A 22,913-nucleotide genomic window follows, 5' to 3' on the forward strand; every position below is an offset into this window, starting at 1 on the left:
ATGGGACGCATGAAATTTCTCTGTGACGCCGAGCGCTGCATCGAATGCAACGGCTGCGTCACCGCGTGCAAGAACGAGCATGAGGTGCCCTGGGGCGTGAACCGCCGCCGGGTGGTGACGATGAACGACGGCGTGCCGGGCGAGCGCTCGATCTCGGTGGCGTGCATGCACTGTTCGGACGCGCCCTGCATGGCGGTGTGCCCGACCGACTGCTTCTACAAGACTGACGAAGGCGTGGTGCTCCACGACAAGGACAAGTGCATCGGCTGCGGCTACTGCTTCTACGCCTGTCCGTTCGGCGCGCCGCAGTTCCCCAACGGCCCGGCGGCCTTCGGCGCGCGCGGCAAGATGGACAAATGCACCTTCTGCGCCGGCGGCCCGGAAGAGACCAACTCGGCGGCCGAGTACGAGAAGTACGGCTCCAACCGCCTCGCCCAGGGCAAGCTGCCGCTGTGCGCCGAGATGTGCTCGACCAAGGCGCTGATCGCCGGCGACGCCGACGTGGTGGCCAACATCTTCCGCGAGCGCGTGCTGCGCCGCGGTGGCGGCGCCGAGGTGTGGGGCTGGGATGCCGCCTACGGCGGCGGCCAGCAGAAGCAGGAACGCAAGCGGGAGGGCCAGTCATGAGCGCGCGCAAACTGAAGTCGATCTCGCTCGCGGCGCTCGCCGGCGCCGCGCTGCTCGGCCTGTCGGCGTGCAGCGAGGTGCCGCAGGTCACCGTCTACGAGCAGGGCGAGTACCGCGGCAAGGCCGACTCCCGGCCGTGGGACGGCGGCGAGTTCAAGGGCGACCGTGCGGCCTGGGAGAAGGCGCTCAAGGAGCGCGCCCGCGGCCAGAACGAGTACAACCGCATCCAGTGAGGAGAGCGCCATGACGACACCATCGATGCGGGTGCGACACGGCGGCTGGCTGGCCGTGCTGTTGCTCGCGCTCATGCTGTGGGCGACGGCGCTGCCGTTGCACGCGGCCGAACCGCCGCCCGGCAGCAGCGCCGCGGACCAGGCCCAGCGCCAGGTCGAGCGGCCGCTCAACAACGCACCGGTGTGGCGCGCGGTGCGCTCCGGCGAGGAGCACTTCACCACCGTGCGCGGCCCCGAGGCCGGCGTGCTGATCCAGAGCGAAGGCAACACCTGGCGCCAGCTGCGCAACGGCCCGGTCACGCTGTACGGCGGCTGGCTCCTCATCCTCGTGCCTTCGGCCATCCTGCTGTTCTGGATGATCAAGGGCACGCTGAAGCTGCATGGGCAGAAGACCGGGCGCAAGATGCTGCGCTTCTCGGGCTTCGAGCGTTTCGTGCACTGGGGCACGGCGATCAGCTTCCTGCTGCTTGCCATCACCGGGCTGGCAATCCTGTTCGGCAAGCACGTACTGTTGCCGCTCATCGGCCACGGTGGGCTGGGCTTGCTGCTCAACGCCGGCAAGCTGGTGCACAACTACGTGGGCCCGCTGTTCGGGATCTTCGTGCTGCTGATGTTCTTCGCCTTCCTGCGCGACAACGTCTGGCGGCCGATCGACGCGGTGTGGATCCGCCGTGCCGGCGGTCTGCTCGACGGCAGCCACGTCCCCTCCGGGCGCTTCAACTTCGGCGAGAAGACCTGGTTCTGGTTCGGGGTCACGATCCTCGGCTTCACCGTGGCGGTCTCCGGGCTGATCATGGACTTCCCGAACCTGGGCGACTGGACGCGGGCTGATATGCAGACCGCGAACATCGTGCATGCCATTGGTGCAATCCTGATGCTGGGCCTGGCCTTCGGCCACATCTACATGGGCACCCTGGGCGCGGAAGGCGCCTACGAGTCGATGAAGACCGGCTACGTCGACGAGACCTGGGCGCGCGAGCACCATGAGCAGTGGTATCACGACATCAAGGCGGGCAAGTCCGGGCACCCCTGAACGCCGGTTTTCTCTCCCCGCCCGGGCGACGCCTCCCTGCAGCCCGGGCCATTCGGCCCCGCGTGGCATGTGCTGCGTGGGGCCCCGTTTTGCGCGTTTCTCGCTGCCCGTGCCCGTGTCATGCGCGTTGTGCGGCTGCTTCGGGGCACATGCCGCAATCTCCATGATTCGTGCGGGTAGAATGCCGGCTTTGAACGCGCGCGGAGCACCTCATGGCTGAAACCTTCTTCTCTCCCTGCCCGCGTGGGCTCGAGGCGCTGCTCGTGGAGGAGCTGACGAGCCTGGGGGCGCGCGAGGCGAAGGCGGTCCATGGTGGGGTGAGCTGGCAGGGCGACTGGGTCGCGTGCCAGCGCGCGAATCTGGAGAGCCGGCTTGCGACCCGGGTGTTGTGGCGGGTGGCCCAGGGGCGCTATCGCGCGGAAGTCGATCTCTACAAGCTTGCGTACAGCGTGACCTGGGCGAAGTGGTTCACGCCCGACGACACGATCCGGATCTACGTCACCGCGCAGAAATCCCCGCTCAAGAGCCTCGAGTTCGTCACGCTGCGGATCAAGGATGCGGTCTGCGACCACTTCAGGACCGTGGCCGGACGCCGGCCGAGCGTGGACACCGCGAACCCGGCCGTGCGCATCCACCTGTTCCTGACTGCCGACACTTCGACGCTCTATGTCGACACCTCCGGCGAGCCGCTCTACAAGCGCGGCTACAAACCGGCTGCAGTCGAAGCGCCGCTGAAGGAGAACCTCGCTGCGGGCATCCTGCGGCTCTCGGGGTGGCAGCCGGGAGAGACGCTCATCGACCCGATGTGCGGGAGCGGCACCTTCCTCATCGAGGCGGCGCAGATGGCCCTCGATGTCGCTCCCGGGCTGGGACGCGGGTTCGCCTTCGATCGCCTGCGCATTCACGATCGCGCGGCCTGGGCGACGCTGCGGCGAGCGGCAGAGTCACGCCGCAAGCCAGTGCGCGCGTTGCCCATCCACGGTTCCGACATCGTCGCCGAATGGGTGCGGCGGAGCCGGGTGAACCTCGAATCCGCCGGGCTGGCGGATTGTGTGAGCCTTTCGCGCGCCGACCTGCTCGAGCGAGAGCCGCCCGCGCAGTCCGGTGTGATGGTGGCGAACCCGCCCTATGGCGTGCGCCTGGGCGAGGCGGAGGCGCTTGCGGCCTTCTATCCGCGCCTGGGTGATGCGCTCAAACGGCGCTGGGGCGGCTGGCGCTGCTATTTTTTCAGCGCGGACACCGCGCTGCCCAAGCTCATTGGCCTCAAGGCCAGTCGGCGCACGCCCCTGTTCAACGGTGCGCTTGAATGCCGGCTGTATGAGTACCGCATGGTGAGTGGCAGCAATCGCGAGCGCCCGGCACGCGACGAGGCTTGATCAAGCGTGGCTGTGGGCCCGGCCCGAAGGGGGCCGGGTCCGCACGCGCGGCCCCCGCGCGGGCAGGGCCGCGGGGCGGGTATCAGGCCGGGGCTTGGGTTTGACCCGTGATGTATCCCGCCACCAGCGCGAGCAGTTCCTCTTCCTGGTAGGGCTTGCCGAGGTAGTGGTTGGCGCCGATCTCTTCTGCGTAGCGACGGTGCTTCTCGGCCAGACGGGAGGTGATCATGATCACCGGGAGGTGCTGCAGACGCTTGTCGGCGCGGATGTTGCGCACCAGATCGAAGCCGTCCATGCGCGGCATCTCGATGTCCGAGAGCACGACGTCGGGCAGCGTGTCGATGAGTTGCTCCAGCGCGTCCACGCCGTCCTTTGCGGTGATTACGCGATAGCCCTCGCGCTCGAGCAGGCGCCCGGTGATCTTGCGCACGGTCAGCGAATCGTCGACCACCATCACCGTGGGCAGATGCAGCGGTGGCGGGGCTTCGGACTCGGGCGGCAGATGGATGCTGTCGATCTCCTGCTCGCCGAGCCCTCGGCTGGCGAGCGCGACCGGGTTCAGGATGATCACGACCTCACCGTCGCCGAGCACCGTGGCGCCGGACATGCCGACCACCCGGGTGAGCTGCGGCCCCGCATTCTTGACGACGATGTCCTGGTTGCCGCGCAGTCCATCCACATGCAGGGCAAGCCGCTGCGCACCGGCGCGCAGCAGCAGCACCCAGTTGTAGCGCTGTTCGAGCGGGCGCGCGTCGCGGTCGCCGAGCAGGCGCGGCAGATAGCGATAGGGGAAGTGCTCGCCCTGCCACGCATAGCCGTGCTGCTCCTGCAGCGTGCGCAGCGGGGCGGGCTTGAGCTCCATCGCCTGGGCGACGAGGCTGGACGGAATGGCCCAGGTGCGTCCGCCGGACTGCACCAGCAGCGCGCGGGTGACCGCGAGCGTGAGCGGGATGTGGATCGTGAAGCGCGTGCCCGCGCCGCGTGTGGAGGCGACGCTCACCCGCCCGCCGATCGCGGCGGCCTGGGCCTTGACCACGTCCATGCCGACGCCGCGCCCCGACACTGCGGACAGCTCGCTCGCGGTGCTGAAGCCCGAAAGGAAGATCAGGTTGGTGAGGCGTCGTTCGTCGGCCTGCTCGTGCTCGCCCAGCAGACCGCGTTCGCGGCCGCGGGCCGCGATGCGCTCGAGATCGAGGCCGGCGCCATCATCGGAGACGTCGATGGCGATCTCGTTGCCTTCCTGCCGTACGTTCACAATGATGTCGCCGGTTTCGGGCTTGCCCGCGGCATGACGTGCCGAGGGCGTTTCGATGCCGTGGGCGAGCGCATTGCGCAGCAGGTGCTCGAGCGGCGCGGCGATCTGTTCCAGCACACTGCGGTCGACCGAGATGCGGCCGCCCCTCAGGTCCAGGTTTGCGCGCTTGCCGAGGTCGCGAGCACTCTGCCGCACCACCCGGTAGAGGCGGCTCGCGAGGCTTTCGAAGGGCAGCATCCGTACCTGCATCAGACCTTGCTGGAGATCGCGCGCCAGACGTGCCTGGCTGTTGAGGGCAAGCTCGGCGCCGTCCAGGTTCAGCAGCAGGTTTTGCTGCACCGTGGTCACGTCGTTGACGCTCTCGGCCATCATCCGCGTCAGTTCTTGCAAGCGGGTGTAGCGGTCGAGCTCGAGCGGGTCGAAGTCGCCATGCTCCGACCCCGACTGTGCGATGCGCGACTGCATCTGCACGTCGGCCTGGATCTCCACTTCGCGTAGCTGGTTGCGCAGGCGGATGACGTTCTCGGTGAGGTCGAGCAGCGAGCGGCGCAGCGTACGCAGCTCGCCGTCGATCCGGCTGCGTGCGACCCCGATCTCGCCCGACTGGTTGACGAAGCGGTCGATCAACTCAGTGCGCACGCGCAGGGTCGGGCTGCTCAGCACTTCGGCGTCGGGAGCGGCTTCGCCCTGAGGCGTTCCTTCGTCGGCCGCGGTGGGCGCGCGTGCTGCACCTTCGGCCCCGGCGGCCTCGCTGGGCGCCTCGGCAGCCTGGTCACCCAGGGTGAGTGCGCCGATCGTCTGCTCGGACTGATCCAGGCCGTGTGCGAGTGCGTCCACCAGGCTGGCGATGGACTCGCGTGCTGCAAGGCCGTCCTCAAGCCGGGATTCGAGCTGGTGCAGCTGCGTGCCGAGGCTCATCGCCCCCGCCATGCGCGCGCTGCCCTTGAGCGAATGCAGCAGGCGGGCGAGCACCTTCGGTGCTTCGCCATCGGCATGCGGGGCATTGCGCCAATTGCGCAGGGTGTCGTGCAACTGCCCCAGGACTTCGCCGGCTTCCTCAAGGAAGATCGGCAACAGGTCGGCGTCGAGGTCGTCGCGGACGGGCGGGAGCTGTTCGGCCGCTTCCCGCGCGGCGGATTCCGTGCGCACCGGGGCCGTCGGAATTTTCGACGGGGCGGGCTCGCTGAGGAAGGGCTCTGCAGCGACTTCGTCGGTTGGCTTCGCCCCGGCCGCAGGCTCTATCTCGATGTCGAGTGCGGACTCGATCTCGCCTTCGTCCTCGACCGCCAACGCGCTCTGAGCCGCTGGCTCGGCCGTCATCACTGGTTCTGCCTCGGTGGGCGCAGGGTGCTCCAGCATCCGTGCGGTTGAATCGAGCGCACTCACGAGCGTGGGGGCTTCTTGCGGTGCTTGCCCGGCGCAGGTGTCGGCGAGCATGGCGCGCATGGCGGCCTGTGCGTCTTCGAACAGCGCGAGCTCTTCGGCGTCGGGCACGCGCCCGCCCTCGGCCAGCCGCTCGAGCGCGCGCTCCAATGCGCGCCCGAGCTTGTGGGGGGCGTCGAGCCGTGTCGTGCCCGAGATCCCGGTGAAGGTGTGCACTGCACGGATGCTCGCGGCGGATGGCGGCCTGTGGGCGCCGGCCCGCAGGGCCAGGAGCTCGCTGGCAAGCGTGTCGAGGTGCTGCGCGGCTTCCGAGCAATAGAGTTCGTGCAGTGCGGCGGAGATTTCGACGTCGCCGATGCGTACCACCGCCGGCTGTTCGGCCGCTTCGGCGGGGGGGATGTCGACCGCCTCGAGGGTGGGTGCGGTCGCCGTCTCCTCGTCCAGGGCGTCTGCCGCCTCAGGTTCTGTGCGCTCGAATTCAGGAAGCTCCGCGGAGGCAGTGGCCGCTTCGGGGGGCAACGCGGCTTCAACCGGCTCGGGCAGCAGGTCGATCTCCAGCGGCTCTAGCAGGTGGTCTTCCTCGTCCCAGGAAATGTCGGGAGCCGGGAAGTCCTCGACCGCAAATGCCGCGTCCTCCGGCGCTCCGCTGTCCGGCGTTGTTTCCGATGCCGGCGCGTGGGGCGCTTCCGCGGTTTCCTCCAGCGGGAGCGGGGGGAGTTCGCCGAGTTCGGCGTCGATCAGGAAGGCTGCGCTCTCGAGCACCATCTCGGCTTCGGCGGCCGGTGCCGGTTCGCTCGCTTCAGGTTCTGGCGGCGGAATTTCGGGAAGCGCGGATTCGAGGGCTTCCGGCGCGGCCGACGGGAGGGCAGCGGCTGGGGGCTCGGCCGGCGGCTGATCCTGCGCTGGAAGGACGGGTGCCTGCTCTGCGTTGCGCAGGCGCTCGGCGTCGGCGACCAGGGCGCCTGCCTCGACTGTGCTCATGTCCCCGGCTTCGAGCAACGCCACCCAGCTTGAGAACACTTCGCGACCGTCGTCGATGAAGTGCAGCAGCGCCGGGGTCACGGGCCATTCAAGCTGCAGCCAGCGGTTGAGCGTCTGTTCTACCGCCCATGCGACCTCGCCCAGCGCAGTGAGGCCGACCATGCGCCCGCTGCCCTTGAGGGTGTGGAAGCCGCGGCGGATCGTGACAAGGGCCTCCTGGTTTCCCGGCGCGGTGCGTAGCAGCTCGAGCTGCTCGCTTTGCGTTGCCAGCACCTCATGCGCTTCTTCGATGAAGATGCCCAGCAGTTCCTCATCGATTGGCGCCTGCTCCTCTCCAGCAGTCTCGGCAGCCGCAAGGGCTGCTGCAGGCGGCTCGGCCCCGGCCACGGGGGCTACGGCGGGCTCGGTGAGGGGTGCCAGCTCGAGCGCTGCCTGTGGCTCGTTGAGCAGTTGCTGCGCTCGCGCAAGCTCGTCGTTGAAGGCCTCGTCGATTGTTGCTGTCGGGGCTTCCGCCTCCGCCACCGGCATCGCTGCCGGTGCGCCGGCTTCTTCCTCGGCTTCGGACGGGAAGGCGGATTCGGCGGGGGTTGGGTGGGCGGCTCCAGGTACGCCGTGCGCCAACAGGGCGTGTATATTCGCGCCGCCGCGGGGCAGGGCGTCCAGGTAGAAGCCGAAAGCGGACAGCCGCTCGGCGAGCGCTTCGAGCTCCCCGTCATCGGGGCTGGCATCCTCGCGCGTGAGGCTGGCGATCCTCGTCGCCGCGTCGCGCACAATGGCCAGCGCTTCCGTTTCGCCCAGCACGCTGAGCGCGCCAATGATCTGCTGCAGCGGGTGATGCAGCTTCTCGAGCGGATCGCGCTTGGCCTGATCTCGGAAGAAGTCGTCCAGGGTCTGTTCGATCTGCGCCAAGCTGCTGCGCATCTCCTTGACGAGTTGCTCGATGGCGCCCTTTTCCTGTGCCTGGCTTGCGGCGCGGAAGCTGTCGCCGCCTTCATCCTCGCCCAGGGTTTCGCCGCGTTGAAGCGCAGCGAGGCGTTCCGCCAGCGCGTCGGCGCGGGCCGTGAAGGCGGGCTCCGCGGGGCGCGGTGCGAGCGCGGTTTCGAGCGTCAGCAGCGCGGTGGCGACTTCCATCGCGGCGGCCTGAGGCAACTGCAAGGGGTCTCGGCGCAGCCAGTGAGCGAAACCAGCAAGCGCGCCGATCAGGCGCTCGACGCCCGGGCGGGAAAGCGTTGCAGCCGAAGGCCCCATCTCGACAAGCGCATGCTCGAAATGCTGCAGGTCGACGGCCGTGCCTGCGCAGAACGCATCCCAATGCAGGCGTGCTGCGGCGAGGTGCCGGCCCAGCGCGTCGAGCAGCGGAGCTGTCGGTGTTCCGCTTACCTGCGCGCCGGGGGTTGGCAACAGTGCTTCAAGGCCGTAGAAGCTGCGCACGGCGCGTTGATGCGGCGTTACGGCCGGGCAGCGGGCGATCTCGTAGAGGAGTTCCCGGAGCAGTCGATCGGGCTGCGAAGCGGTGCTGGTGAGCAGACGACGGAACTGGGCGTCGATCTGGGTGCACAGGCGCTTGACTGCGGGTTCGGGCTGCAGGCTGTCTGCGATCAGGGCGTCGTAGAACGCCAGACTGATCCACCACAGCGCGTGCGCGGGCGCGCCTTGCTGCAGTCCGGCGACCTCGGCGATCGCCTCGCGCATGGTGCGCGCGCCTTCACCCGCGTTGCCTTTGCGCAACCAGTCGAGCAGGCCGCGCTCGAAGCGGCTGCGCGCGTTGCGCAGTGCGCTGCCGGCGTCGTCGCTGGCTGAGGGAGTAGCGGAACCTGTAGGAGAGCCTGTAGGAGAGGCTGTAGGAGAGGCTGTAGGAGAGGCGGCCAGGGCCGGGGGGCGGCGGGAAAGATCCGGATGGAACAGGTCCACCGGGCCAGCTGCGGTTTGGCCGGACGCTGCAACGAGCTCGAGATAGGTATCGCCGAGGCGGAGCGGCTGGTCTGGCGCGCCGTGAGCGAGTTCATCAAGGTAGTTGCCGATCATCGCAAGTGCGCGCCGCACGAGTTCGCGCTGCGCTGCAGGGGCGCCTGCCTCGCCATGTGCCATGGACGAGAGCAGTTTCTCTGTGGCGTCGGCGAACTGGGTCAGACCGTCCAGGCCAACGATCGCGAGCGCGCCACGAACCTGGTGCAGGTGAGTCTGGGCAAACTGCAGGCCGGCGGTGCCGTCGGCGTCGGCGCCTTGCTCCAGCGCTTCCCGCGCACGCGCGAGCGCGGCATCGATTTCGCCCTTGACCCAGGTCAGCGCGCCCAGGTCGGGCTCGGTGGCGTTTGTCATGCTTGATCTTCCTGGCGGGGTGCTCAGACCTTGAAGCCCGAAACTGAACCTTTCAGCTCGACCGCGAGCTCGGCGAGCTGCTCGATCGACACTGCCGTCTCACGGGTGCCGAGCGAGGTCTGCTCGGTGACTGCCAGGATGTCCTTCATGGTTTCGGCCACCCGGCTGGCGGTCGCGGCCTGGGTCTGGATGTCGGCAGAGATTTGCTCGATGAGGCGGGCGGTGTCGGTGCTCACCGCGTCGATCTCTGCCAGCGCCTGGCCTGCGGCGTCGGACAGCTGCGCCCCTTCGACCACGTCCTGGGTCGCATTTTCCATTGCGACCACTGCGTCCTGGGTGTCGGTCTGAATCGTCTTCACGATCGCTGCGATCTGCTTGGTCGCCTCTGCGGAGCGTTCGGCCAGGCGCTGCACTTCTTCCGCAACGACGGTGAAGCCGCGGCCGGCCTCACCCGCCGAGGCGGCCTGGATGGCGGCGTTCAGCGCCAGCACGTTGGTCTGCTCGGTAATGTCGGAAATCAGCTCCACGATCTCGCCGATCTCCTGCGAGGATTCGCCGAGGCGCTTGATCCGCTTCGCCGTCTCCTGGATCTGGGTGCGGATGTCGTTCATGCCGCGGATGGTGTTCGCCACCGCGTCCGCGCCCTTGCGCGCGACGTCCAGTGAGCGGCGCGCCACTGCCGCGGACTGCAGGGCACGCTCGGAGGATTCCGTCATCGACTGGGCCATGCGCTCGGTGGTCGTGCCCGCCTCTTCGATCTCGCGCGACTGCCGCTCGGTCGCGTCGAGCAGCTCGTTGGAGGTGTTGCGTGCGGATTCGGTCGCATTGGTCACGCGCGAAGCCGCGTCGTTGATTCGCCGCACGAGAACCGCGAGCTCTTCGATGGTGTAGTTCACCGAGTCGGCGATGGCGCCCGTGATGTCTTCCGACACGGTCGCGCGCATTGTAAGGTCGCCGTCGGCGAGGTCGCCCATCTCGTTCATCAGGCGCAGGATGGCCTGCTGCGAGAGGTTGCGTTCGTTCTCAGCCTTCTGGCGCTCAACCTCGGTTGCTGCGCGGCGGGCGGCGAGGTCGCTGGCGTAGCTTCGGATCATCAGGATCAGCAGGAATACCGACAGGGCGGCGGTCAGCAGGGCGCCGACGTGCAGTGGCCCGAAGCCGCTCGAGATGCGGGTCAGCGCGTCTGTGAGCGATGCGCTGCCGGCGAGCAGCGGCGCAGCGTCGCTCGCGATCCCGCGCGCGGCTTCCCGTGCCTGCAGCAGGGGGTGGGTGCCGGCGACGATGCTGTTGATCGCGGTCAGCGTCGGGCCTGCGACGATCTCGAGCTCCTGGGCGGCACTGGTGAGGCGGGTGCCTGCGGCCCTGCGCTTGAGCTGCTCCAGTTGCTCCCGCATGCGGTCGCCGGCCGCGCCAAGTGCGGCGGCTGCTTCAGGTGTGGCTTCCTCGGCCAGCAGTAAGGTGTTGGCGTGCCCGGCCGCGCGCTGGGCCTGCATCGAGAGGGCAGTGGCTGCGGACAGGAGGCCGGTGTCGGACGCGTCGGCGATCGCTTGTCGCAGCATGTCCTCGCTTGCGTCGAAGAGCGCTGCGCTTTCGCCGTTGATGGTCTGCACCGCGGCTGCGACGGCCACGAAGATGTCGGCCTGATTGGCGAGTTGCGCGGTTGCGCTGGAAGTCTTGCTCCAGACCGCCCCGAGCTGCTCCAGTTGCGGGCGTACCGTCTCCGGAACCGGAGGCAGGATGGCGTCACCGTAGGTGCCGCCTTCGTCCAGGGTCTGCAGCAGACTGGCGAAGCGGGTGCGGGTGCTGTTCAGTTCGGCGATCGATCCCGCGTCTCCGAAGCGGACCATCTGCGCGGAGCGGGCCAACTGCTGGGACAAGGTCTGCAGTTCGCTGGAGGCGCTCACCTGCAGCGTGTTGAGCGAGGAGGTTCGACCCTGGTAGACGAGCAGGCCGATCGTGGCGATGACCAGCGCCGCGAGCATCATGCCGAGGCCGCGAAGGTCGCTTCCCGAGCGCTCCGGAACCGGCTTGGTATCGGAGGCTGGCGTGCGCCGCGGGGCGCCGGTTTCGAGAATCGTGCTCTCCTCGGTGCTGCCGGGGGCCGCATTCTTCTTGGTGAACAGGTTCAGTGCCATGATGGAAGCTCGAATTCAGTCGTTTTGGGCGGAAATCGGCGGGCTCGTCATTCGAGGCCGGCGTCGAGGAAGGCAGGTTGCGAGAGCAGGCGCACGGGGTCGAGTTCGAGCCAGACGCGACCCTGGAGGTCGCGCAGGCGGCGCCTCACCCAGGGGCGTGCATCGGCTTCGGTTTCGGCCTCGAAGTCTTCATGCGCACGCAGCCCGGTCGAGGCGCCCACCAGCAGGGCGGCGTTCACGCCGTGGCGGGCGCCAATCAGGAGCAGGCGTGCGCTGCCCCCGGCGGGGGTGGCCGGCTGACCGTTGAAGAGGGCGAAATCGACTACGCCGAACAGCGTGCCGCGTACGTTGGCCAGCCCACGGTACCAAGGGTGGGTAAGGGGAACGGCAGACAGGCCCGGCGGAGGAAGGATCTCCCCCGCTTCGGCCAGGTCGATCAGCCAGTGCTCGCTTCCACAGGCAAACCCGAGCAGGCCGCGACGCCCGGTGGTGCCCGCTTCGGCGAGCCGACGTGCCAGCCGTTCCTGGAATTCTCGCAGGCTGCTGCGGCCCATGGCGCTTAGCCCATGGCCCGGATGCGGGCGAGCAGATCCTGATGGTCGACCGGCTTGACCAGATAGGCCAGTGCGCCCTGGCGCATGCCCCAGATCTTGTCGGTTTCTTCGCCCTTGGTGGTGCACATGATGATGGGGATGTCACGCGTCGTGTCGTGGCGCGAGATCGTGCGCGTGGCCTGGTAGCCGTTCATGCCGGGCATGACCACGTCCATGAGGATGAGGTCGGGGTGGTCGGCCTGACTGCGCGCGATGGCTTCTTCTCCGCTCTGGGCGGTCAGCACTTCGTAACCGTTCTTCACGAGCACTTCCTGCATGGCGAGGCGCTCGGTGGGCGAGTCGTCGACGACGAGAATCCTGTGAATCGGCATCTTCGTGATCCTGTCCTGTTCAGTGGTTGCGTTGCGTGGCGTGGGCGGAGACTGCCTTGAGCAGGCTGTCCTTGGTGAAGGGCTTCGTGAGGTATTCGTCCGACCCGACCATACGCCCACGCGCACGGTCGAACAGGCCGTCACGGGAAGAAAGCATGATCACGGGGGTCGAGGACAGGCGCGGGTTCTTCTTGATCAGCGCGCAGGTCTGATAGCCGTCGAGGCGCGGCATCATGATGTCTACGAAAATGACGTCCGGATGGTGGTCGGTGATCTTCGCAAGCGCGTCGAACCCGTCCTCGGCCAGCAGCACCTCACAGCCCGCCTGGGTGAGGAAGATCTCGGCGCTGCGCCGGATCGTGTTGCTGTCGTCGATGACCATCACCTTCAGCCCGGCAATGTTCATGCTCTGTCGTCTCCCCTTCGTTCTTCAGGTGCGGGGCCACGGCTTCGTGGCGCCACTCAGATCTCGACCATCTCGAAGTCACCCTTGCCGGCGTGGCACTCCGGACAGGTCCAGTTGGGCGGAATGTCTTCCCAGCGCGTGCCGGGTGCGATGCCTTCGTCTGGCAAGCCTGCGGCTTCGTCGTAGATGAAGCCGCAGATCCGGCACATCCAGGTGCGGTATGAAGTATCGTCCATGAGTCTGCGCAGCTTAAGGCTTGGCGTTAGAATTCGCGGAATCTTAACGCATCCTCTGTGGTGCAAACGTGGCGTAGTTCTCGCTCATGCCAATTGCGATTCCTGATACGCCGCCGTGCGTGATGTGCCTGTCCGCAGGAGATCCGACCGGCGGCAGCGGCCTTGCCGCCGACATGCTGACCTTGTCGAGCATGGGCTGTCACCCCTTGCCGGTGCATACCGCGGCGCTGGTGCGCGATACGCGCGGCGTTGAAGAGGTGTGGCCGACCGAGCCCGAGTTACTGGTGATGCAGGCGCGCACTGTGCTCGAGGATGTGCCGGTGGCCGCATTCAAGCTCGGCTTCTGCGGCAGCGTCGAGAACGTGGCGGTGATCGCGGAGATTCTGTCCGACTACCCCGAAGTGCCGCTGGTCGTCGAGCCCGGACTGCAGGCTGCGATGCAGATGGGCGAGCCGGGCGAGGAGATCGTTGCGGCGCTGTCGGACCTGATCCTGCCCCAGACGACCCTGCTGGTGGCGGATCGTCACGCCCTGTGCCGTCTTGCCGGCGTCGATGCGTTGCCGCACGAAAGCGCTGCCGACGATGAAGGGGAGGGGAGTGAAAATGCTCCCGATGTGGATGAAGCGCTCGCGCGCGTGCTTGGTGGAGGGGTCGAGTACGTCCTCCTCACCGGCGGCAGCGAGCACGGGCCGCAGGTGCTCGACACCCTGTTCGGCCATGAGGGGGTGATTCGCACCGATGCCTGGCCACGGCTGCAGGGCAGCTTCCTTGGCGCCGGCAGCACGCTGGCCGCGGCGGTGGTTGCCGCGATGGCGCACGGCATGGATCTGCCCGAGGCGGTGCGTGAGGCACAGGAGTTCACCCAGCAGACGCTGCGACACGCGTACCGTCCCGGCATGGGGCGTGCGCTTCCGGACCGCTTCTTCTGGGCGCGGGGCAAAGGCGCGGAAGATGTCTGAAGCGCTGCGCAGCCCAGTCGGCCAGGTGCTTCGCGGGCTCTATGCGGTCACCCCGGACGTGACCGATACCGTCCGCCTGCTGGCGCTCGCCGAAGCGGTGCTGGCGGGGCGGCCGGCCCTGCTGCAGTATCGCAACAAGACCGCCAGTGCAGCCTTGCGCAGGGAGCAGGCCTGCGCGCTGCAGCGCCTGTGTCGCACGGCCGCGGTGCCCTTCATCATCAACGACGACCTGGCGCTGGCGCTCGAGGTCGGTGCGGACGGCGCCCATCTCGGTCGCGACGATGGCTCGCCTGGGCAGGCGCGCAAGGCGCTTGGCACGCAGCGTATTCTTGGTCTGACCTGTTATTCCGACTGGTCGCGTGCGACCGAGGGCGCCGAGATCGGCGCCGACTACATCGCCTTCGGTGCGATGTTTCCGTCGATGACCAAGCCGAACGCACCACCTGCGCCCTTCGCAATGATCACGCGCGCGAAGCGGGAACTTGGCCTGCCGGTGGCGGCCATCGGTGGCATCACCCTTGCCAACGCGGGGCAGGTCCTGGCAGCGGGTGCCGATCTGCTTGCGGTGGTGGGCGACCTGTTCGGGGCGGGGGATCCCGCGGCGCGGGCCGCCGCGTATCGCAGCTTGTTCTGAACGGTGGAAGGGCCCCGGCCCTGGTTGCACAGGGGGGCGCGTGTGCGCCGGGTGCCGGCCCAAGCCCCGGAGCGGAGGCGATTCTTGACCTGTGCGGTGGACCGGCCCAGTCAGTGGCGCGACAATGCTGCCTTTCGCATGCAGCACAGGAACGAAACGCCATGACCAGCCGTAACGAGACCCTCTTCCAGCGCGCCCAGCAGACCATTCCGGGCGGCGTCAATTCGCCGGTGCGCGCCTTCCGCTCGGTGGGCGGCACGCCGCGCTTCCTCGCGCGCGCCGAAGGCGCCCGGGTGTGGGATGCAGACGGCAAGGAATACATCGACTACGTCGGCTCCTGGGGCCCGGCCATCGCCGGCCACGCCCACCCGGCCATCGTCGAGGCGGTGCGCGAGGCCGCGCTGAAGGGCCTGTCCTTCGGCGCGCCCACCGAGAGCGAGGTCGAGATGGCCGAGCTGATCTGTTCGCTTTTGCCGTCGGTGGAGATGGTGCGCCTGGTCAGCTCCGGCACCGAGGCGACCATGAGCGCAATCCGCCTCGCTCGCGGCTTTACCGGCCGTGACGCGATCGTCAAGTTCGAGGGCTGCTACCACGGCCACGCCGACAGCCTGCTGGTCAAGGCCGGCTCCGGCCTGCTGACCTTCGGCAACCCGTCCTCGGGCGGCGTGCCTGCCGATTTCGCCAAGCACACCATCGTGCTCGACTACAACGACCTGCAGCAGGTCGAGGACGTGTTCAAGGCCCGCGGCAACGAGATCGCCGCGATCATCGTCGAGCCGGTGGCCGGCAACATGAACCTGATCAAGCCTGCGCCCGGTTTCCTCGAAGGCCTGCGCCGCATCTGCACCGAATACGGCGCGGTGCTGATCTTCGACGAGGTGATGACGGGCTTCCGTGTCGGCCCCCAGGGCGTAGCCGGGCTGTACGGCATCACGCCCGACCTGACCACGCTGGGCAAGGTGATCGGTGGCGGCATGCCGGTGGGTGCCTTCGGCGGCCGCCGCGACATCATGGAGAAGATCGCCCCGCTGGGCGCGGTGTACCAGGCCGGCACGCTGTCGGGCAGCCCGGTGGCGGTGGCGGCGGGTATGGTGTCGCTGAAGCTGACGCGTGAGCCGGGGTTCTACGAAGGCCTGGCTGCAGGTGCCCGGCGTCTGGTGAGCGGGTTGTCCGCCGCGGCGCAGGATGCGGGTGTCACCTTCAGTGCGGATTCGGTTGGTGGCATGTTCGGCGTCTATTTCGCCGACAAGGTGCCGGCCTCGTTTTCAGACGTGATGGCCTCGGACAAGGAGGGTTTCAACCGCTTCTTCCATGCCATGTTGGACGCCGGCCACTACTTCGCGCCCTCGGCCTTCGAGGCCGGCTTCGTGTCGGCCGCGCACGGCGAGGCGGAAATCGACGCGACGGTGGCGGTGGCGCGCGAGGTGTTTGCGAAGCTGGGCTGAGGGGGCACGATCCCGAGCGGCATGCCGTTAGCGCGTGCCTGGCCCATCAAAGCAGGAACAGCGTTGCCAGTCCCAGGAAAATGAAGAAGCCACCGGAATCGGTGAGCGCGGTGATCATCACCGAGCCGCCGAGTGCCGGGTCGGCGCCGAGACGCTGACGCAGCATCGGGATCAGCACGCCGGCGCAGGCCGCGAGCAGCAGGTTCAGCGTCATCGCCCCCGTCATCACCATCCCGAGCTCCACGTTGCCGTACAGCCACCACGCCAGCACGCCGAGCAGGCTACCCCAGACGATGCCGTTGATCAGCGCCACGCCCAGCTCCTTGCGCAGCAGCCGCGTCATCGCCGATTGCTCCACCTGCCCCATTGCGATTGCACGCACGATCATCGTCACCGTCTGGTTGCCCGAGTTGCCGCCGATACCGGCGACGATCGGCATCAGCGCAGCCAATGCCACCAGCTTCTCGATCGAGTCCTCGAACAGCCCGATCACCCGCGAGGCCACGAAAGCGGTGACCAGGTTGATCGCCAGCCAGGCCCAGCGGTTCTTCACCGAGCTCCAAACAGAGGCGAAGATGTCCTCCTCCTCGCGTAGACCGGCCTGGGACAGGATTTCCGCTTCGGATTCCTCGCGGATGAAGTCGACCACGTCGGCCACGGTCAGCCGGCCGATCACGCGCTTGTCGTTGTCGACCACCGGCGCCGAGACCAGGTCGTATCGTTCGAAGGCCTGCGCCGCGTCGTCGGCCTCGTCGTCGGGGGTGAAGCTGATCACCGTTTCCGAACGCATCACTTCGGCTACGGTCTTCTCCGGGTCGCTGATCAGCAGCGTCTCCAGGGTCAGGATGCCTTCCAAATGGTCCTCGCGGTCGACCACGAAGAGCTTGTCGGTGTGGTCGGGTAGCTCATCGAAGCGGCGCAGATAGCGCAACACCACTTCCAGGGTGACGTCGTCGCGCACCGTCACCATGTCGAAGTCCATCAGCGCGCCGACCGAGTCCTCCGGGTAGGACATCGCGGCGCGTAGCTGCTCGCGCCCCTCGGTGTCGAGCGACTGAAATACGTCTTCGATGACCTCGGGCGGCAGATCCGGCGCCAGGTCGGCGAGCTCGTCGGCGTCGAGCGATTCGGCCGCCGCCTTGAGCTCCTGCGGATCCATGGTCTCGATCAGCGACTCGCGCACTGCGTCCGAAACCTCGAGCAGGATCTCGCCATCGCGTTCGGCCTTGACCAGATCCCAGACGTAGAGGCGTTCCTCGCGCGGCAAGGACTCCAGGATGTAGGCGATGTCCGCCGGGTGCAGGCTGTCGAGCTTCGCGCGCAGGCTGGCCTCGTGCTGCTTGTGCACGAGGGTTTCGACCAGCGCGTGGCGCGGCATGTCCTGTCGATGGACGAGATCCTCCACCACCCTCTGGCGGGCGAGCAGATCCTGCACCTCTTTCAGGTGGTGCTGGACGTCGTCGGGGTGGAGTTCTTCGGATTCGGTCATCGCTGGAATGGCGTGTGTCGAGCGCGATGCGCGAATTCTACGGGCTCGTGCAGCGCGTCGCGACCCCGATTCTGTTGCAGTGCGAAAAAAAACCGTCTGCCGGCTCAGGGCACCTGCGAATGGCTCATTCGCCGCTGCACCCGTGCCGCATGCGCCGCAAGGCGGGGGCCGAACTCGTTTTCGTAGCGGCGCGGGTTCGGCAGCATCACCGCGAGTCGGGCGGCTTCGGCCGGGCCCAGGCTGGAGGCGGGACGGCCATAGTAGTGGCGCGCAGCGGCTTCGGCGCCGAACACCCCGTTTCCCCACTCCGCCACGTTCAGGTACACCTCGAGGATTCGCCGCTTCTCCCAGGTCGTCTCGATCATCAACGTGAGCACTGCCTCCTGCCCCTTGCGCAGCCAGGAGCGGGAGGAGGACAGGAATAGGTTCTTCGCCAGCTGCTGGCTGATCGTGGAGCCACCCGCTGCGAGGCGGCCACGTTCGGCATTGCGCTCGAGCGCGCGCTGGATGCCCTCCCAGTCGAAGCCGCGGTGGTCCAGGAAACGGTCGTCCTCTGCGGCCACGACGGCACGCTTGAGGTGCACCGAGATGTTCTCGTAGGCGACCCAGCGCTGGCGCAGTTCGGCCTTGGGGTCGGTCTTGCGCAGTTCGGCCAGGCGTTGGCGCATGAAGCTGGTGCTGCCGGGGTCGAAACGGCTCCACCACACGATCTGGGTGAGCAGCACCGCCTGCCAGAACAGCAGAAGCAGCAGGGCGATGGCCAGGCCGCGGACAGCCCCGCGCAGGAGGCCTTGCATGCCGCTCACCGTGGGTCTGTGCCGCCCGCGTCAGCCGGCATCGATCTGCCGGCGCAGTGCTGCGCGCACCGGCGCCGTGTCCGGCCGAACGCCGCGCCACAGCGCGAAGCTCTCCGCGGCCTGCTCGACCAGCATGCCCAGCCCGTCGGCCACGCGTGCCGCGCCGTCGGCAAGCGCAGCACACATGAAGGGTGTGTGGCTGCGGCCGTACATCATGTCGTAGGCGAGGGCGCCTTCAGCGTAGAGGCCCCGCGGCAGCGGCAGGCGTTCACCCGCGAGGCTTGCCGAGGTGGCGTTGATGACGAGATCGAACTTTCTATCCGCGAGCGCGGCGAAGCTTCCGCCTTCGAGTCTGGCCTTTCCCGCTTCAGCGGCGAAGTCTGCGGCGAGTGCCTCGGCCTTGTCCGCGCTGCGATTGGCAATGCGTAGCTCGGCCGGGCCGGCGTGCAGCAGGGGCAGGATCGCGCCGCGGGTCGCGCCGCCCGCGCCGAGCAGCAGTACGCGGCGGCCGGCGACGGTGTGGCCGAGGTTGATGAGGAGGTCGCGCACCAGACCAGCGCCGTCGGTGTTGTCGCCCAGCACCTCGTCACCGTCGAAGGCGAGGGTGTTGACCGCACCGGCGGCCCGCGCACGTGGGGTGCGCCGCGTTGATAGTGCGAAGGCCTCGAGTTTGAAGGGAACGGTCACGTTCGCGCCGCGCCCGCCCGCGGCGCGAAAATCCTCGACCGTCCGGGTAAAGCCATCCAGCGGTGCGAGCAGGGCCTCGTACTGGAGTGCCTGGCCGGTCTGGCGGGCGAAGGCGGTGTGGATCTGTGGCGATTTGCTATGGGCGATGGGGTTGCCGATGACGGCGTAACGGTCCATGGGCTCGGGCTCAGTTTGCGCGTACCTGGTCGGTGTTGGTGAAGGTCCAGGTGCGCGTGATCTCGATGATGTCGAATTCCTTGCGGATGTCGGGGGGGAAGGGGGCGTAGGGCGCGGCCATTCTGACGATGCGCACCGCGGCCTCGTCGAGCAGCGTGTGCCCGGAACTGCGCTGCACCGAGACCTTGTCCACCGTGCCATCGGCGCGAATCGAAACCGACAGCAGCAGGCTGCCGTAGAGCCTGCCGCGCGCTGCCTCGGGGTAGTTCAGCGTGCCGACCCGTTCGACCTTCTGACGCCAGTCCTCGACGTACTGGGCAAAGCGGTATTCCTTGGCGCGCGCGCCGATGAACTTCCTGCGCGGACGCTTGGCCAGCTCTTGGAGGTCGCGGTCGATCTGGGCTTCGAGGCGTGCGACCGCGGCGGCGCTGTCGAGCAGATCCAGGCCACTGAGCTGAGGTTGTGGTTCGGGGCGGGGCGGGGGTTGCTCGGCTTTCTTCGGTGCGGCAGCGATCGCGGCCGGCGCCTTGTCGCGGGTGATCACCTGCTTTTGCTCGCGCACCGGCTCGGGTGCCCGGCGCCGTGCATCGACCAGCGCATCGCCGTCCTGGCGCTCGGGCTGCGGCGGCAGGGGCGTTGAGGGGCGGGCGTCCTGCTCGGTGTTGCCGCCGCCGTCCACGTTCGCCTGCGCCAGCACGTCCGCTTGGTCCGGTGCCTTGGCGTGGCGGGTGTTGACCAGCACCACCTCCAGCCCCTTGTCTCTCGTCGGCTTGCTTTCCGGCATGCGGAACTGGATCAGCAGAAGCAGACCATGCACCACTGCCGAGATCGCGAAGGCTGCCAGCAACAGCGGCCCGCCGAAGTTCCGCAACTGCCGGGCGGTTGCAGAAACCGGAGCGAGGGCGGGGGCGGGCCGCTTCGCGTTCATCACGGGTTCAAAGGAAACCGAAGCCGGTTTCGGTCTCGGCTTCCGGGTCGGGTTCGGCGAGCGTCTGCACGAAGCGCGCCTCGACCTCGACGTCGAGCAGGTCGGTGCGCTCGATGAAGAGCTTGACCCGGCTGCCGGGAATCTGCAGCGGCAGCGAGGGCATGCGGAACACGAGCGGGATCTCGGTCAGGCGCACCACGTTCTCGCGCAGCACGGTGGCCTCGACCTCGCCGCGGCCGTGCTGGCGCAGCCAGCGCAGGCACCAGTAGCGTTCCATGCCGCGCTGAAATTCCGCGTATTCGGCGTAGGTGAGCTCGAAGTCGCGCATCGCGGCCATCAACTCGGCCGACTTGGGGGCGAATGCGGGCGGTGTGCCCTGCAGCACCGAGATGATCTGCCACTGGTTCACCAGATCCACATAGCGGCGTAGCGGCGAGCTCGACCAGGCGTAGCAATCGACCCCCAGGCCTTCGTGCGGCGCGGCGACCGTGGTCATGCGCACCTTGCCGCCACCTTGGGCGCGGTACAGGCCGGGGATGCCCGAGGCGTCGAGCAGCTTGCCCCAGGTCATGTTGGCGTAGATCATCAGCTCGGCCACCAGCTTGTCCATCGGCGAGCCGCGCAGGCGCCGGCTGATGCTCACATGGCCGGGGCCGTCGGCGGTGTCTACGTTCCAGTCCACGCTGAAGCCGAAATCAATGCGGTCCTCGTTGCCGCCGGCCTTGCCGCGTCCGGCCTCGAGCACGGTGGCTAGGTCCCACAGCAGGGACAGCTCCTGCTTCCACTGGAAGTCGGGCAAGCCAGCATGCACCGTCTCGTCGTTGAACACGGGCTCGATGTCGTGGTGGCGCAGGTTGGCGACGATCGGCACGGCCTCGACCCGGCTTTCCTCGCCGACGATGGCCAGCCCCGGGGTAACGTCGAGGTATAGCGATACCGCCGGGCAGTCACGGCCTTCGGCGAGGGTGAAGGTCTGCACCACCTCGTCCGGCAGCATGGTGATCTTGCTGCCAGGCATATACACGGTGGACAGGCGCCGGCGGGCGACCGCGTCCAGCCCCGAGCCGCGCGCAAAGCCCAGCGCCGGTGCCGCGATGTGAATGCCGATGCGCCAGCCGCCTTCGGCGCGTGGCGTCACCGAGAAGGCGTCATCAATCTCGGTGGTGGAGGCGTCGTCGATCGAGAATGCGGCGACCTCCGCGCGCGGCAAGGCCTGTGGCAGCGCGGCCGGCTCGACGACGGGGAAGGCCGTACCCTCGGGGAAGTGCTCGAACAGGAAGCGGTTGTAGTGGAAGTCGTGGCTGGACGCGAGCGCACCGCAGCCGAGCAACAGGCGTGCGGCCGACAGCCCGCTGTCGACGCAGGCGGCTTCCAGGGCCTTGATCTCGGGGCGGTTGCGGTCGGGGCGGTAGAGGGCTTGCGGCAGCAGTGCGGCGAGCTCGGGCGGCAGGCGGCCGGCGACGAGCTCGGCGCGCATGTGCTCGATCGCTGCGGCCTGCTGGCGCTTCTTCTCCAGCCCGGCCAGTGCGGCCTGCAGGATGTCGGCGGGCGCTTTGCGGAAGCGCCCCTTGCCCTTGCGATGGAACCAGATCGGGGCCGAATGCAGGCGCAGCAGCACCGCTGCCGACTCCACCGCGCTTGGTGTACGTCCTTGGTATTCGGCAGCGAAGTCGGCAAACGCGAACTCGTCGTCGCCGCACACCTCCCACAGGAATTCGACGTCGAGCGCCTCGGCGTCCGTGTCGGCGCGCGTGAGCAACTCGGCCGGCGCCGGCTCGCGGAACTCGAGCAGCACGTTGGCGCGTTTGAGCTTGACCCGCTTGCCGTGCGTGTTTTCGACCTGCAGGGTGGCTTCGTTATCAGCGAGGATGGTGCCGGCCTTGAATGCACCGTCCTCTTCATACAGCACGAACATCGGCATCTGCCTGAAGAATTCAAGCGCGCTAGTTTACTGGATTCGGGGCGCAGGCCGGCGTGCGGCACGCAGTAGATCGAAGGAATACACCGCGAGCGCGCACCAGATCAGCGCGAAGCCCACCAACTGGGTGGCGTCGAGCGGCTCGCGGAACACGAGCACCGCAACCAGGAAGTTGAGGCTGGGCGCGAGGTATTGGAGGAAGCCTACCGTGGCCAGGGGCAGCCGGCGCGCACCCACTGCGAACAGCATCAGCGGGACCGCGGTGATGACGCCCGTGAGCGGCAGCAGCCAGTCGGTGCGGGCGCCGCTGCCGAAGCTGAGGCCGCCCTGCTGCCCGACCCAGACCAGCCACGCGAGCGCGAGCGGTGCGACGAGCAGGGTTTCGATGAAGAGCCCGCTGGCGGCCTCGACCGGGGCGCGCTTGCGCAGCAGACCGTAAAGGCCGAAGGTCCCGGCGAGAAAGAGCGCGATCCAGGGCAGGCTGCCCAGCTGCCACACCCGCCATCCCACGCCTGCGCACGCTATGGCGACCGCAGCGGCCTGCAGCGGGCGCAGCCGCTCGCGGAGGAAGAGCGCGCCCAGGGCCACGCTGACGAGTGGGTTGATGAAGTAGCCGAGGCTGGCTTCGAGCAGCCTTCCGGCATCGATGGCCCAGATGAAGACCAGCCAGTTGCTGCCGGTGAGGAGGGCGGTGAACGCGAGCAGGCCGAGGAGGCGCGGCTGCACGAGCACGCCGCGCACGCGCGCGAAGCCTCCGGTGAAGGGCAGCAGCGCGATCAGCCCGGCGAGGAGAATCGCCGACCACAGCACCCGGTGCGCGACGATCTCGAAGGGTGGGACCGTTCCGATGGCGCGGAAATACAGCGGCGCCAACCCCCAGATGCAGAAGGCCGCCAGCGCGGCGCGCATGCCGTTGCGCGCATGCGAATCGGCGCTGCCGGGCGAGGGGGCGGTAGAAGCGGTCACCTGG

Annotated in this window: 19 protein-coding genes; 7 read left to right on the forward strand and 12 right to left on the reverse strand. The window is 68.1% G+C overall.

What is annotated here, in order from left to right:
- The 4 genes from fdh3B (at position 1) to ACNKW1_RS10845 (ending at position 3,269) form a co-directional block, all read left to right on the forward strand.
- The gene (fdh3B, locus tag ACNKW1_RS10830) at positions 1-627 is read left to right on the forward strand and encodes a formate dehydrogenase FDH3 subunit beta (protein ID WP_418364589.1); all 627 of its coding nucleotides are present in this window, start codon (positions 1-3) and stop codon (positions 625-627) included.
- Positions 624-860, forward strand: a complete 237-nt coding sequence (locus ACNKW1_RS10835; RefSeq protein WP_418364590.1) for a hypothetical protein — start codon at positions 624-626, stop codon at positions 858-860. The genes fdh3B and ACNKW1_RS10835 overlap by 4 nt, the downstream gene beginning before the upstream one ends.
- 10 nt (positions 861-870) lie before the next feature.
- Positions 871-1,893, forward strand: coding sequence for a formate dehydrogenase subunit gamma (locus tag ACNKW1_RS10840; protein ID WP_418364591.1), 1,023 nt, complete (start codon positions 871-873; stop codon positions 1,891-1,893).
- 212 nt (positions 1,894-2,105) lie between these two features.
- Positions 2,106-3,269 carry a THUMP domain-containing class I SAM-dependent RNA methyltransferase gene (locus ACNKW1_RS10845; RefSeq protein ID WP_418364592.1) on the forward strand — a complete coding sequence of 388 codons (1,164 nt, stop codon included), beginning with the start codon at positions 2,106-2,108 and terminating at the stop codon, positions 3,267-3,269.
- Positions 3,270-3,351: 82 nt separating this feature from the next.
- Here ACNKW1_RS10845 and ACNKW1_RS10850 read toward each other — a convergent pair whose 3' ends face one another.
- Genes ACNKW1_RS10850 through ACNKW1_RS10875 form a run of 6 tightly spaced genes read right to left on the reverse strand, consistent with a single transcriptional unit; the run spans position 3,352 to position 12,882 of the window.
- Entirely contained in the window at positions 3,352-9,207 is a 5,856-nt protein-coding gene (locus tag ACNKW1_RS10850; protein ID WP_418364593.1) for an Hpt domain-containing protein, read from the reverse strand.
- A gap of 23 nt (positions 9,208-9,230) precedes the next feature.
- Positions 9,231-11,342, reverse strand: a complete 2,112-nt coding sequence (locus tag ACNKW1_RS10855; RefSeq protein ID WP_418364594.1) for a methyl-accepting chemotaxis protein — start codon at positions 11,340-11,342, stop codon at positions 9,231-9,233.
- Positions 11,343-11,389: 47 nt separating this feature from the next.
- Positions 11,390-11,896, reverse strand: a complete 507-nt coding sequence (locus ACNKW1_RS10860; RefSeq protein ID WP_418364595.1) for a chemotaxis protein CheW — start codon at positions 11,894-11,896, stop codon at positions 11,390-11,392.
- Between the two features lie 5 nt (positions 11,897-11,901).
- Positions 11,902-12,267, reverse strand: a complete 366-nt coding sequence (locus tag ACNKW1_RS10865; RefSeq protein ID WP_418364596.1) for a response regulator — start codon at positions 12,265-12,267, stop codon at positions 11,902-11,904.
- A gap of 19 nt (positions 12,268-12,286) precedes the next feature.
- Entirely contained in the window at positions 12,287-12,673 is a 387-nt protein-coding gene (gene pilG, locus ACNKW1_RS10870) for a twitching motility response regulator PilG (protein WP_418364597.1), read from the reverse strand.
- 56 nt (positions 12,674-12,729) lie between these two features.
- Positions 12,730-12,882 carry a rubredoxin gene (locus tag ACNKW1_RS10875; protein ID WP_418364629.1) on the reverse strand — a complete coding sequence of 51 codons (153 nt, stop codon included), beginning with the start codon at positions 12,880-12,882 and terminating at the stop codon, positions 12,730-12,732.
- Positions 12,883-13,031: 149 nt separating this feature from the next.
- On the opposite strand from ACNKW1_RS10875, the gene thiD reads away from it, so the two are divergent.
- The 3 genes from thiD to hemL all read left to right on the forward strand — a co-directional run bounded on the left by thiD (position 13,032) and on the right by hemL (position 15,947).
- Positions 13,032-13,868 carry a bifunctional hydroxymethylpyrimidine kinase/phosphomethylpyrimidine kinase gene (gene thiD, locus ACNKW1_RS10880; RefSeq protein WP_418364598.1) on the forward strand — a complete coding sequence of 279 codons (837 nt, stop codon included), beginning with the start codon at positions 13,032-13,034 and terminating at the stop codon, positions 13,866-13,868.
- On the forward strand, positions 13,861-14,502 hold the full coding sequence (gene thiE / locus ACNKW1_RS10885; protein ID WP_418364599.1) for a thiamine phosphate synthase: 642 nt from the start codon (positions 13,861-13,863) through the stop codon (positions 14,500-14,502). Before thiD ends, thiE begins: the two co-directional genes overlap by 8 nt.
- 161 nt (positions 14,503-14,663) lie before the next feature.
- Entirely contained in the window at positions 14,664-15,947 is a 1,284-nt protein-coding gene (hemL, locus tag ACNKW1_RS10890; RefSeq protein WP_418364600.1) for a glutamate-1-semialdehyde 2,1-aminomutase, read from the forward strand.
- A gap of 46 nt (positions 15,948-15,993) precedes the next feature.
- Here the strand turns inward: hemL and mgtE are convergent, their stop codons facing one another.
- The 6 genes from mgtE to rarD form a co-directional block, all read right to left on the reverse strand.
- The gene (gene mgtE / locus ACNKW1_RS10895) at positions 15,994-17,436 is read right to left on the reverse strand and encodes a magnesium transporter (protein WP_418364601.1); all 1,443 of its coding nucleotides are present in this window, start codon (positions 17,434-17,436) and stop codon (positions 15,994-15,996) included.
- 104 nt (positions 17,437-17,540) lie between these two features.
- A complete protein-coding gene (mtgA, locus tag ACNKW1_RS10900) occupies positions 17,541-18,233 on the reverse strand; it encodes a monofunctional biosynthetic peptidoglycan transglycosylase (protein ID WP_418364602.1) in 693 nt (230 codons plus the stop codon).
- Between the two features lie 30 nt (positions 18,234-18,263).
- Positions 18,264-19,097, reverse strand: coding sequence for a shikimate dehydrogenase (gene aroE, locus ACNKW1_RS10905; RefSeq protein ID WP_418364603.1), 834 nt, complete (start codon positions 19,095-19,097; stop codon positions 18,264-18,266).
- Positions 19,098-19,107: 10 nt separating this feature from the next.
- Complete coding sequence (locus tag ACNKW1_RS10910) at positions 19,108-20,025, reverse strand: energy transducer TonB (protein ID WP_418364604.1); 918 nt, start codon at positions 20,023-20,025, stop codon at positions 19,108-19,110.
- A gap of 7 nt (positions 20,026-20,032) precedes the next feature.
- On the reverse strand, positions 20,033-21,940 hold the full coding sequence (locus ACNKW1_RS10915; protein WP_418364605.1) for a ribonuclease catalytic domain-containing protein: 1,908 nt from the start codon (positions 21,938-21,940) through the stop codon (positions 20,033-20,035).
- Between the two features lie 33 nt (positions 21,941-21,973).
- Positions 21,974-22,852: an EamA family transporter RarD gene (rarD, locus tag ACNKW1_RS10920; RefSeq protein ID WP_418364630.1), complete on the reverse strand. Its 879-nt coding sequence runs from the start codon at positions 22,850-22,852 to the stop codon at positions 21,974-21,976.
- Positions 22,853-22,913 lie beyond the last annotated feature (61 nt).

Origin of the sequence: Thauera sp. WH-2 (assembly GCF_048321015.1) — a bacterium.
Taxonomy (GTDB): Bacteria; Pseudomonadota; Gammaproteobacteria; order Burkholderiales; family Rhodocyclaceae; genus Thauera.